The following is a 12,580-nucleotide window of genomic DNA, read 5'->3' on the forward strand; positions in this document are numbered from 1 at the left end:
CAAGAATTGTAAGCTAAGAGCAAAGGTTGTAAGATGAGAACACCTAAAATTGTAGTGTGAAAACAGTCTTATTAAGTCAATTCTTTTAAACAGAATGAAATGAAAAATAAAAACTTATTATTAGCCATATTTTTTATCATGGCACCAATAGTTTCTTTATTTGCACAAGACCAAATTCAGAAATTATTCAGATCTTCTACAGCCGTTTTTGATGTAGCAGAGTATGGAAAAAACACTCGAAGAATAGGAATGGCTCACAATCCTCAAACAGGAGATGTGGAAGTGACGACTATAGATACACCGTTCGGTAAGGCCAAACAAACAAAAGTATATTTTGAAGTTGATGGTAAATTTGGTTACGAACTTCATGTAAGAGAGTTAGAAAATTTAGATGCTTATACGATCCAAGCATTTTTCCATAACAAAAGTGATGATAATACTTACCTAAGAGCCTTCGACCTGTTCAGTATGGATAGAAGTTTTGGTGGTCAAGTAGATTTATCTAAACCAGAAGATTGGTTAGTAACGCCTCTTATGGAGCACCACCATGCTGAAACGTTGGCCGAAATGGACAAACGTTTTAAAGAAGTTGGTTTGTTTTATAATACGGCAACTGACAATTCATTCTTATTGGGACCAACTGGACCTGGAGATGCTCACTGTAATGTTCATGTTACTAAGCAAAAAATTCGTGCTATAGTACGTATGGACCAAGTATTAGTTGAGCCAGGTGAGGTAAGAAGAAGTGAGGAAATGATCTTCATTAAGGAAGATAAAGACAAAAATATTGATGTTTGGACAAAATGGGTAGCGATTACCCACAATGCTAAATTAGATAGGGATCCTGTATATGGTTGGTGTAGCTGGTACGATCGTACAACGAAAATCGACGAAGCACATGTAATGAATGTGACGAAAACGATCAAAGAGAATCCTAATACATTCGGTAGAGGAATTATTCAAATCGACGATGGTTATCAAAAAATGGATGGCGATTGGTCAGCAAATGAAAAATTCCCATCAGGAATGGCCAATGTCGCTAAAGAGATTAGAGCAATTGGTGCGACTCCAGGTGTTTGGTTTGCTCCATTAATGATTAACCCTGAGCATCCATTCGCGAAGGCTAATCCGGATGCCCTTCAGAAGAATGCAAAAGGTATTGAATCGTTCATGAACCCTAACCCTTTCCATCCTTCAGGAGCAAAGTGGTTAAACCCAACAAACGCAAAAGCCAAAGAATTCTTATTCAATATCATCAAAGATGCTAGAGATAGAGGATTCGGATATATCAAGATTGATTTTAATGGTATTGGAGCGGTATATGACAACCCTAAGTTAACTAGATTACAGACTTTCAGAGAGTTATATACTTTGTATAGAGAAGCAGCAGGAGATGATATGTATATCTTATCTTGTTTAGGTCAGCCAACTAGAGGTGTAATTGGTTTTATCGATGCCGCTAGAGTAGGTCCGGATTCTCACCCTGCTCATTTTAGTCACTGTTTAGAGTCAGTATTAAGATTCCAAATTTTCCATAAAGTGTGGTGGAACAACGACGCGGATGTATCTTACTTAGAATATAAGTTACCATCTCGTAGAGTAGGTCATACTCCTCAACAAGGTATGTGGCATACTTGGCACAATACGGTAGCTTTAACTGGAGGTACTGCCATGATTTCTGAACCTATTGATGCTCCAGATGTAAAAGAGGTATGGAGAAATTATGAGATCATGCGCCCAGGAGTTATTGAACAAACTAAACTTTTAACGTTAGGGAAATCTCCAAATAATACGGTATTTGGTTTCACTGCCAAGAGAGAGTTTGGCGACTTTGGAGTGTACAATCTTTATAATGTTGATAAAGAAAAAGAAAATGATGTAACGATTAATCTTGTAGAGGCAGGATTACCAAAAGATACAAAATGTGCCGTATATGACTTCTGGAAGAATGAGGTAGTTAGTTATGCAACGAATACATATACAGCTGAAAAATTATACTCAAATTCATCTCAATTAGTAAGATTTACACCAATTGAAGATGACAAACTAAAAGTTTTAGGATCTAATTTACACCTTTCAATTGGTGCGAACGAAATCACAAAACTAACTGTTAAAGGTAGCGGAGTGAAAGTAGAATTGTCAGATGCTGGAGCTCAAGAAGGTGACATTATCTTCTTCTCGAAAAAAGGAATTCAAGCAGGTAATGCTAAAAATTGTAAGATCAAGAACATTGAAAGCCTTGGTAACAATCTTTGGAAAGTAACATTATCTGAAAGAAAGTGGGATACGAAACAATCGTTCTCATTAAAGACAGTAGTAATGTAAGATCATTTCATATAAAAGTCTAAAGCATAAACCTATTTGGGTTTATGCTTTTTTTATTTCTGTAAATCACACTTTTATTTTTGATAAGTATATGAGAGCAAAAGAAAGTAAATTTTAAACCAATCCAACGATTCAAAAATCCGCATTTTTGTTATACGCCTTATTATTTAAATAAGAACCAGAAATGATTTTTTAAGACCATATGGGTCTGCTTTACCAAAATTACTTATTAGAGATCTTCACAATAGAATAAAACTTTCTAACTGAAATAAAATGAATGAATTTTACTTTTTAAATAGACATTCAAAAGGATGTCTTTACTTATTGGTATTACTTTTTTTTATATATAATACGACCTTTGCACAAAGTATAAATGACCAAAATCTACCAATTAACCTTCAGACTGTTACTTCTGATGTAGTTTTTGAAACAGGAAGGTTTTCATTAACCATCAATAGTATTGGTGTAGTTTCATCTTTAAAAAAGAAAAACGGAAAGGAAGTTTTAAAAGCATATGACGGTTTTAACCTGGTATTTTCAGAAGGCAACACCAAATCATTAAATAAGTTTTATACTTCAGGTGATAAATATATTTTTGCCACCAGCGATAGGAAGTATTATGCTACTTTTGAAATAAAAGAAACAGCCACTTACCTCGCATTTGACTTGGTTGATTTTTACGGAGACCTACCTCAAGGAACGTATTTAAAATTTACACTTTCTGCAGATGAGAACACCAAGGGAATGTGTTTTGATTATACAAATATTGATACCTATAAAGGTACTCGTTACGAAACTCGATTTGAACATTTAAGAGATAGATATAAAGGCAATTCACTTGGCGGTTTTATCTTATATACCTTTGATAATGAGTCTGAAGAAGATGAAAGCATAATAAGAGCGTGGGGAGAAGAGGCCATTCCACATCCTATAATAAGTGGGACTTGGAACTACGACGCAGCAAGACAGTGGATTGAGGATTGGAAAAAAATGTTTGAAGACCAAAGTGTGATGTATATTAGTCCTGAAAATGTGGAAGAATTAACCCAGTTCGAACCCTATTTAGAAATGGCTGATGTTACAACTGTCAATTTTTTTACTGACATGTGGCATGGAGGGTTTTGGCCATACGATAAGTTAAATTGGGAAGTGGATGGCATCTTTGGAAGCCAAACAGCATTAAAAAGTTATTCCCAGCAACAACAACAGAAAGGAAGAAGTATCAATATTCATTATGTAAGTGGGGGTATAGGAAAAGGAGACCCATTATATGGAAAAGAAAATTTATCTGATGAGTTAGCGACTTGGGTAGAAGGTACGCTCCAACAAAATATCACCCAAGAGGAAAGTTCTATTTTATTCAAACCCAATAGTAATGATATAGCTGCACCGGAAAGTATTTATAATACCTCTAATCATTTCGGTCACCTATCTATACCGTTAATGAGTTTCTTTAAATACCATTATCTAAAAATTGGAAAAGAACTAATAGAAGTTGATGCAATCACAACTCATGATGATGGTACTTGGGAATTCTCAGTGAAAAATAGAGCTATCAATACTACGGTGTCTTCGGATCATTCTCAAGGGGAAAAAGTAGAAGGAATTATATTAGCTTACAATCAAGTGTACGTACCAAATAATAATTCAGAACTATTTGAGACAATAACAACAAAGTATGCTGAACTCCTAAACGATTGCAGTATTTCCAATGCTTCGTTTGACGGAGCGGAAATCCATGCATATGATGGTCAATGGGGATTTAGAAAATTCGCACAACAAGTTTATGAGAAGTTAGACCACCCTGTAGTTGTTAGAACTTCCAATGGAAAAGAACCAGATTCAGGATATTTAGAATATAAAATCAATGAAACAAAAAAGTACTTGCAAGCACCTGTTGGTGATCATAACCAAGGAAGGCCTTCATTGAAACTAGAGAGAAACAGTACAACTAACAAAGGTGTTTATACTGCGGCTACTAATATTTTAGCGGCTCACTTTATGTTGGGAATACAAGCAGCATCTGGAGGTAGGAATTATTCTATTTTACGTCCAGACCCCATGTTTGGAATCACAATAGATGAATTAGAGACTTATGGTAAAACGGAGGAGTTGTTAAAATTACTTCCAAAATGGAAAGATGTAGGTAGTCGTTTAACTGATGAACAAAAGCAACGTATTCTTGATACTCATTATAATTACTTGGGTAATTTAAAAGCTTCAACAACAACATTTGAGCTTCGAGAAACGGCTGACAACTACCACTTGGTTCCCATACAAATGATGAGTCTAGACCCGAATACGATTTTAGATGATATTATCTCAAACCCTGTATTGCAGCGATTCCACATGAAACAGGAAGATGGTATGTATGTGCCAAAGGTAAACATGGTATTCGGTGATACGAAAGAATTGGACAATCAATACCATCAACAACAACCACAGTTTATTCTCAGAATATTAAGAGGAGAGGAACAAATTGTCAACCCTTATTTTGAAATAGGTGATAGCCAATTGATGGTCGAGACTACGTTATCTGCAGTAACGGATCATTCGCAATATATTGAATATAGAGGGGGAGACCATGCCATTATTTATGATCAGAATTGGAATAAGATAAAAGAAGAGGAGGTAAAGATTGAAGGTGATTTTTATGCTAAAAATGGATATAATGAAGTGACTTTAGGTAGTGAGAATTCATCTACAGCAGCTGTTGAGTTACTTCTTTTTACCGAGGGGGAGGCGATTAGCTTAGTTAAACAAAATAATGATGCTCAGCTAAAAGATATCCTTGTCGATAAGATTTCAATTGAAGGGTTCTCTTCAGATCAAATAGAATATGATATCGAATTGCAGAAAGGAACGACAGCGGTTCCTGAAGTAAGTGTTTTGTTATCAGATAACAATGCTTCGGCGACCATTTCTCAAGCAATAGGGTTACCGGGAACTACAGAAATTATCGTTTATGCTGAAAATGGTGTAGATAAATTGGAGTATACTGTTAACTTTACTGTGGATATGGGATCAGGTAATGCAAACCTGTCAGAATTGTATTTTGATGGCCTTATTTACAAAGAATTCGATCCTAATATTGAGGAATATAAAATAATTTTAGAAGAAAATCGTTTTCCTAATATAGATGTGTTTCTAGAAGATCAAACTTCAACATATGAGATTATAGGGGAGAACAAATTTGGAGAGACGATAAAAATTGTAGTGACTGCACAAGACGGAACAAACAAAACGTATTCTTTGGTACTATATTGGCAAGGTGCATTGAGTGCTTCAAATTGGAAAGATGAAGTATATGTTTACAAATCTAATCCAAGAACTTTGACAATTAAATCAAGTACAGATCTTCAAGGAAAAGAAGTCATTATATATGATATACATGGTAAGCTGATAGAGCAACAAACTTTATCAGGTAATCTGACCGAACTTACTATTTTGTCTAAAGGAATCTACCTTGTCCAAATTGTTGACAATCAGTTTAGAAATACATACAAAGTACTGTTTTAACATTTAAAAATTAAAAAACGTAGGGGGAATTATTGGATATAAAAACAATAGAGATGATTGAAATGAACCGACAAAACACTTCTAACTCTTCCCCCTTGTTTTTAATTTATTGTACTTTCTCTTAGTATGATCTCAGTATCCATTACGACATGTTGGTGTTGATCCGCTTTTTCATAATCGAATAAAATTTCAACCGCTTTTTTACCCATTTCGAAAGATGGTTGCTTAATCGTTGAGAGCTTTGGAGAAGTATAGGTCGAAATAGGTTCATCTGCATATCCTATAATGGAAACATCATGAGGTACAGAAAGTCCTAATTCTTTAATGGTTTCTAAAACCACAAATGCCAAATAATCACTACAAGTAAAAATTGCTGTTGGGCGATTCTCTTTTTCTAAGGAAGCTTTAATCTCTTCTTTTAGTAATGCCTTATCATCAGAATTAAGGATTAAAGAAGTATCCAATACCAATCCTTTTCGTTGAATGGCTTCCACATATCCCATATATCTATTAAAAGTTGTAGAAATACCTTCTTCCCCTTTTACATGTAAAATTCTTTGGTGCCCTTTTTCTAGTAAGTGATTGACGGCCTTAAACGCACCATTAAAATCATCGGTGATTACTACAGAGGTATCGATATCTTCACAGATACGGTCCAATAAGACAATAGGTATTCCTAGGTTTCTAATTTCATTGAGGTAAGAGTAATCTTCTGTATCTTGTGATAAAGCAATAAGTAATCCATCCACTTTTGCATCCGACATCTGAAAACAAGTCCTTTTTTCTTGATCGTAATCTCGACCAGAACTTCCCACTAACATCTGATATCCCAATTCTCTGATTTTATCTTCGACGCCATGAAGCATTACCGAGAAGAAATTATGATTAAACTCTGGGATGACAACACCTACCGTTTTTGAGGATTGGTTTTGTAAGTTTCTGGCCACCATATTAGGTCGATAATTCCACTCTTTTGCTAAAGCTATGACCTTATTTCTCGTCTTCTCTGAGATGCGTTCTCCTCCATTCAAGGCCCTGGACACAGTTGTAGGAGTAACTCCTAATGCTTTGGCGATGTCCTTTATGGTTACTCTTTCTTTTCTCATGGTATTGCTTGCTACTTTAAGAATTCAAAAATGTTAGTAAGTCCTTCAATCAAGTTCGGTTATAAAACACAAATTACTCAATCACTTTTCTATTTCAAAAAGATCACCTTTGATTTTGATATAGGACAAACGTTAAACTTTTTATCTTTAGGTGTCAACAATACATTTGTAACATCACAATAAACGATAAGCGAACACAATATCTTTTAAGGGAAATTGTGTCTAATATTACTCTGATGTACTTATGAAAAAGATAGATGCACACCATCATTTATGGAAGTATTCTCCTACGGAACATTCATGGATTGACGATTCCATGTCGGTATTAAAACAAGATTTTCTACCTCAAGATTTATGGCAAGAAATGTCAAAGGCAGGGTACGAAGGTTGCGTAGCAGTACAGGCAAGTCAGACAGAAAAAGAGACACAGTTTCTTCTTTCGGAAGCGAGTACAAATCCATTTATTTTAGGAGTTATTGGGTGGGTCAATCTAAGTCATCATAATGTAAGAGAACGTTTAAATTATTTCTCTCAGTTCTCGGGATTTAAAGGAGTAAGACATGTCTTACAAGATGAAGAAGATGATCAGTTTATGTTAAGAGCAGAGTTTCTAAAAGGTATCGCCTGTTTAGAGGAGTTTGGCTTAACATACGATATTTTGATCTTTCCTAAGCATTTACCTTATGCTGTTGAATTAGTAGAAAAATTCCCAAATCAACCTTTTGTGATTGATCATATTGCTAAACCAGAAATTAAAGATGGGAAGTTTGAGAATTGGGCAGACGATATGCATAAGATCGCTTCTTATAGCAATGTTCAATGTAAGCTATCCGGAATAGTTACAGAGGCAGATTGGAACAGTTGGACAGTAGAACAATTGCATCAATATATTGAAATAGTAGTAGATGCCTTTGGTGTAGGTCGTGTGATGATTGGTTCGGATTGGCCTGTATGTAAACTAGCAGGTGAGTATACAGAAGTAATGCAAGTGGTTGAAAGTTACTTCACTAATGAAGAAGATAAAGAGAAAGTTCTAGGCGGTAATGCTGCCAAATTCTATGGACTTATCAATAAATCAGTAGACGTTATTTAACTAAAAATATAATGATCAATACTTTAACTAAGCCAACTTTTCTGGCAGATGTCTATAAAGACCATCCATCATTTTCACATGGAACGAGAATGGTACTAGGAACTTCAGGCCTTGGTGGTGTTTGGGGACCAGTAGATGAAAATGAATCTGTAGATCTAATTCTATATGCTTTAGAAAATGATATCTTATCAATGGATACTGCTCCATCGTACAATAGAGCAGAAGAGTTTTTAGGTAAGGCTTTAAAGCAGTGGAAGGGAGAAAAACCATTTATCAGTACGAAAATTGGGAGACTTTTTGCTGAAAAGGCAGATGAATTTCATTTAGATTATTCAAGAGAGACCATGTTAAAAAGCATGGAAACAAGCTTAGAAAGGATAGGTGTGGATGCTGTAGATGTATTGTTTTTACATGAGCCTCACTTACTTCCTTATGATCAAAAAGATGATATCCTTGAGACATTGTCGCTTATTAAAGAAAAAGGGTATGCAAAGAAAATTGGTGTGGGAGGAAACCCAGTGCCAGAGTTCTACCCATTCTTTGAGTCAGGACTGTTCGAAGTAGTTTCAGGGTTTATGAAAATGGACGCTTGTAATATGTCTGCATTTGAAAAAGACATTCCTTATTTCCAGAAAAACGATATACGCTATTATGCTGCTTCGGCCTTACACATGGGATTATTAGGTAGTCGATTTGAAAGACTTTGTGAAGAAAGACCTAATAACGAATGGATCTCAAATAGAGACGTTGATGTGGCTATAAAAGTAAAAGCGATTGCTGATCAATATGGAGTCGATTTAGCGTGTATGTCACTACGTTATTTGATGTCTACAATTGAAGCAGACCGAATTGTAATTGGAGCTAGAAAAACAGAACAAATAAAAACAACAGTTGACTATTGGAAACAAGGTGGCTTGTCGGAAGAAATATTCAACAAAATCACAGACTGTATCTTTAACTAATTAATGAAATGAAAACAATAATTCTAAACAAACCAGGGTCTTTTGAGGTCAGTGAAATGGAATCACCTCAAGAAACTTTAAATAGCGGAGAGGCTCTAGTAAAAGTACATAGAGTGGGTATTTGTGGAACAGATTTACATGCCTATACGGGCAAGCAACCGTTCTTTACTTACCCTAGAATTTTAGGTCACGAATTGGGTGTTGAAGTCATTGATATAGCTGAAGATGTGGATAATGTTGTTGTTGGTGATAAGTGTTCTGTAGAACCGTACTTCAACAAAACAGAAGACCATGCTGTAGAAAGAGGTTTTACGAATTGCGGAGAAAATATTTCTGTATTTGGAGTACATGAAGACGGAGGGATGAGAGAATATTTTAAAATCCCTGCTAAATACCTTCATGCTTCAAAATCTTTAAGTTATGATCAACTTGCATTGGTGGAGACATTGAGTATTGGTTGTCATGCGGTGAATAGAGCAAAAGTAACTGCAGAAGATACCGTAGTTGTTATTGGTGCCGGCCCTATTGGTATGGGTGCATGTCAGTTTGCGATGGCAGCAGGAGCAAAAACAGTGATGATGGATATTAACCAAGACCGTTTAGATTTCTGTAATAGAAATATTCAGGTAGACGGTACAGTTGAGGTACATCAGGAGGTTGCTGAAACGGAAAAAAGAATTAGAGCTCAGTTTGATGGTAATTTACCAACTGTCGTTATTGATGCGACGGGTAACAAACATTCAATGGCGAATACCTTACAGTATACCGCATCGGCTGGTAGGATAGTATTTGTTGGCTTATTCCCTGGAGATTTCTCTTTCCACGATCCCTATTTCCATAAAAAAGAATTAACGTTAATGGCAAGTAGAAATTCATTACCAGCAGATTTTGATCAAATCATTGAAATGATAGAGAAAAATCAAATTGATACTACACCATGGATCACTCACAAGGTCTTATTTACCGATATCGCTAACCACTTTGACAGTTGGTTAAAACCAGAAACTGGAGTTATCAAAGCAATGTTGACTTTATCATAAACCGATAGGATTATCTTATCTCTACAATAAATGACATGAGTGAAATCACAATAAATAATATTGATTTAAATAAAGAGGAGCAGGTAGAAAAGCCTGCTCCCAATACCAAAGAAGAAAAGGTAGTAGAGAAAAAATACTTAGTACCTTTTGTCTTGATCACCAGCCTTTTTGCTTTATGGGGATTTGCCAATGATATCACAAATCCGATGGTTTCGGCTTTTAAAACAGTGATGGACATTTCGAACTTTAAAGCATCATTTGTTCAGTTTGCTTTTTATGGAGGGTACTTTACAATGGCACTTCCAGCGGCTATTTTAATAAAGAAATATTCGTATAAATCGGTGATTCTGATTGGAATGGGATTGTACGCTACAGGAACGCTTTTGTTTATTCCAGCAGCACAATTTCAGATGTTTGGTTTCTTTTTGGCTTCTTACTACATCCTTACTTTTGGTTTAGCGTTTTTAGAAACTACAGCTAATCCTCTCATCTTATCACTAGGGTCTAAGTCGACATCTACACAAAGATTAAACTTGGCTCAGGCATTTAATCCAATTGGATCACTTACAGGGATGTTTGTAGCACAGCAGTTTATCTTATCTAAGCTACAATCTGCCGAGAAATCAGCAGAAGGGAAATCATTATTTGCGACTTTACCAGAAGCAGAGCAGGCGATTATAAGATCACATGATTTGATGGTGATTAGAGACCCCTATGTAATGTTAGGTTTAGTGGTACTGATCATTGGGATAGTTATCGCAGTAACCAAAATTCCTTCCGAAAAGAAAAGAGAGGATAACTTTAGCTTAAAAGCAACCATCAATAGATTATTAGATAATGCTACATATAAAGAAGGCGTCATCGCTCAGATATTTTATGTAGGTGCACAAATTATGTGTTGGACATTTATCATCCAGTATGCGGAGAATCTTGGTTACTCAAAAGCAGAAGCTCAGTCTTTCAATATTATAGCTATGGTATTGTTCCTAACGGGTCGATTTGTAGCAACATTTATGATGAGATTTGTCTCTGCAGCACTTTTACTTTCCATTTTCGCTTTTGGTGGAGTAGCCTTAATGTGTGTAACGATCTTTGTTGGAGGTGATATTGGTTTGTATGCCTTGATTGGAACATCACTATTTATGTCGCTAATGTTCCCAACAATTTATGGAATAGCACTAGAAGGTTTGGATAATGATACAGAATTCGGTGCTGCAGGTTTAGTAATGGCCATTGTAGGTGGTGCACTTATGCCACCAATTCAGGGAGCTATTGTAGATATGGGAGAGGTGATGGGACATCCATCAGTAAACATCTCATTTTTACTACCGTTAGTATGCTTCTGCTTCATTTCAATCTTTGGTTATAGAAGGTTTATCTCTACAAAAAAATAAGACATGCAATTTAAAAGATATTGTAAAACACTTTCTCTTTCGGATAATCCAACGCTGATTGAAGAATATAAAAAAGTTCATGCGAAAGGTTATGCATGGAAGGAAATTACTGAAGGGATGAAAGAGGTAGGTATCCTCGATATGGAAATTTATATTCATAGCACCCAGTTATTTATGATCATGGATACAGTAGCGGATTTTGATCATGAAGAACAAATGAAAGTGTTGGCGACCAAGCCAAGGCAGTCTGAGTGGGAAAAGTTTGTTTCCCGATTCCAAGAAGCAGATGAAAACACAGATGCCGATGGAAAATGGGAGTTGATGGAACGCATCTATGAGTTAGAGCAAAAAGAAGATTACACTCCAATAGACGGACAAGTAAAAGAAGTTTCTAAAATAGTAAAGGATACTCCTGCTTCAATAGCAGAATAAAGATAACCATGGCAAAATTTTCAAGAATAGATGTAGTTTCTAAGATGAAAACTACGGTGATCGTTCCCGTTTTTTACAACGGTGATATTGAAACTACTCTAACGATTATCGATACAGCTTATAAAGCAGGAATCAGGGTTTTTGAATTTACCAATAGGGGAGAACAAGCCGATCAGATTTTCTCACAATTGGTAAAAGTAGTGAGGAAAAATTATCCTGAATTAGCTTTGGGTATTGGATCAATTGTCGATGAAATTACAGCAGGAATATTTATTCAGAATGGTGCTGACTTTATCGTTTCTCCACTTTTTAACCCTGCCATTGCCAAGATTTGCAATCGAAGAAAAATTGCTTGGTTTCCGGGGTGTACAACAGTATCAGAAATATCAAATGCCCATGAATGTGGAGCAGAAGTAGTGAAAATTTTTCCTGCCAATAGTTTTGATGCTAAGAGCTTTATTAAGGGAGTTAAAGCACCAATGCCATGGACAGAAGTGATGCCAACAGGAGGTGTTTCCCCAACGGTAGAAAATATTAAAAGTTGGTTGGATGTAGGTGTAAGTTGTGTAGGAATTGGAGACAAACTTATTGTTAAAAATGATGATAGCACTTACGATCTGGAAGCTACCTATGTACGTCTAAAGTCACTTATGGAATTTGTCTCTGATTATAGAGGTATGACTTTGGGCATAACAGTGTAAGTAGATCC

9 protein-coding genes are annotated in these 12,580 nt (G+C 35.7%); 8 read left to right on the forward strand and 1 reads right to left on the reverse strand.

Annotation, left to right across the window (positions count from 1 at the left end; genetic code table 11):
• Positions 1-99 precede the first annotated feature (99 nt).
• A complete protein-coding gene (locus QL232_RS15525) occupies positions 100-2,325 on the forward strand; it encodes a glycoside hydrolase family 36 protein (protein WP_281614772.1) in 2,226 nt (741 codons plus the stop codon).
• A 273-nt stretch (positions 2,326-2,598) separates the two neighbouring features.
• Positions 2,599-5,844, forward strand: a complete 3,246-nt coding sequence (locus QL232_RS15530) for a T9SS type A sorting domain-containing protein (protein ID WP_281614773.1) — start codon at positions 2,599-2,601, stop codon at positions 5,842-5,844.
• Between the two features lie 101 nt (positions 5,845-5,945).
• Here the strand turns inward: QL232_RS15530 and QL232_RS15535 are convergent, their stop codons facing one another.
• On the reverse strand, positions 5,946-6,950 hold the full coding sequence (locus QL232_RS15535; RefSeq protein WP_281614774.1) for a LacI family DNA-binding transcriptional regulator: 1,005 nt from the start codon (positions 6,948-6,950) through the stop codon (positions 5,946-5,948).
• 244 nt (positions 6,951-7,194) lie between these two features.
• Here QL232_RS15535 and QL232_RS15540 point away from each other — a divergent pair, with 244 nt between their 5' ends.
• Genes QL232_RS15540 through QL232_RS15565 form a run of 6 tightly spaced genes read left to right on the forward strand, consistent with a single transcriptional unit; the run spans position 7,195 to position 12,572 of the window.
• Positions 7,195-8,043, forward strand: coding sequence for an amidohydrolase family protein (locus QL232_RS15540; protein WP_281614775.1), 849 nt, complete (start codon positions 7,195-7,197; stop codon positions 8,041-8,043).
• Positions 8,044-8,054: 11 nt separating this feature from the next.
• Entirely contained in the window at positions 8,055-9,005 is a 951-nt protein-coding gene (locus QL232_RS15545; protein ID WP_281614776.1) for an aldo/keto reductase, read from the forward strand.
• A gap of 8 nt (positions 9,006-9,013) precedes the next feature.
• Positions 9,014-10,045 carry a zinc-binding alcohol dehydrogenase family protein gene (locus tag QL232_RS15550; protein WP_168884043.1) on the forward strand — a complete coding sequence of 344 codons (1,032 nt, stop codon included), beginning with the start codon at positions 9,014-9,016 and terminating at the stop codon, positions 10,043-10,045.
• Positions 10,046-10,080: 35 nt separating this feature from the next.
• The gene (fucP, locus tag QL232_RS15555; RefSeq protein ID WP_281614777.1) at positions 10,081-11,439 is read left to right on the forward strand and encodes an L-fucose:H+ symporter permease; all 1,359 of its coding nucleotides are present in this window, start codon (positions 10,081-10,083) and stop codon (positions 11,437-11,439) included.
• 3 nt (positions 11,440-11,442) lie between these two features.
• A complete protein-coding gene (locus QL232_RS15560; protein WP_281614778.1) occupies positions 11,443-11,871 on the forward strand; it encodes an L-rhamnose mutarotase in 429 nt (142 codons plus the stop codon).
• Positions 11,872-11,879: 8 nt separating this feature from the next.
• Positions 11,880-12,572 carry a bifunctional 4-hydroxy-2-oxoglutarate aldolase/2-dehydro-3-deoxy-phosphogluconate aldolase gene (locus tag QL232_RS15565; protein WP_281614779.1) on the forward strand — a complete coding sequence of 231 codons (693 nt, stop codon included), beginning with the start codon at positions 11,880-11,882 and terminating at the stop codon, positions 12,570-12,572.
• Positions 12,573-12,580 lie beyond the last annotated feature (8 nt).

Origin of the sequence: Flammeovirga sp. SubArs3 (assembly GCF_947387565.1) — a bacterium.
Taxonomy (GTDB): Bacteria; Bacteroidota; Bacteroidia; order Cytophagales; family Flammeovirgaceae; genus Flammeovirga; species Flammeovirga agarivorans.

Bases quoted from the DNA above. Each gene is read 5' to 3' on its own strand.
- QL232_RS15530 (WP_281614773.1), top strand. From the start codon at position 2,599: ATGAATGAATTTTACTTTTTAAATAGACATTCAAAAGGATGTCTTTAC.
- QL232_RS15550 (WP_168884043.1), top strand. From the start codon at position 9,014: ATGAAAACAATAATTCTAAACAAACCAGGGTCTTTTGAGGTCAGTGAA.
- QL232_RS15535 (WP_281614774.1), bottom strand. From the start codon at position 6,950: ATGAGAAAAGAAAGAGTAACCATAAAGGACATCGCCAAAGCATTAGGA.
- QL232_RS15565 (WP_281614779.1), top strand. From the start codon at position 11,880: ATGGCAAAATTTTCAAGAATAGATGTAGTTTCTAAGATGAAAACTACG.
- QL232_RS15560 (WP_281614778.1), top strand. From the start codon at position 11,443: ATGCAATTTAAAAGATATTGTAAAACACTTTCTCTTTCGGATAATCCA.
- fucP (WP_281614777.1), top strand. From the start codon at position 10,081: ATGAGTGAAATCACAATAAATAATATTGATTTAAATAAAGAGGAGCAG.
- QL232_RS15525 (WP_281614772.1), top strand. From the start codon at position 100: ATGAAAAATAAAAACTTATTATTAGCCATATTTTTTATCATGGCACCA.
- QL232_RS15540 (WP_281614775.1), top strand. From the start codon at position 7,195: ATGAAAAAGATAGATGCACACCATCATTTATGGAAGTATTCTCCTACG.
- QL232_RS15545 (WP_281614776.1), top strand. From the start codon at position 8,055: ATGATCAATACTTTAACTAAGCCAACTTTTCTGGCAGATGTCTATAAA.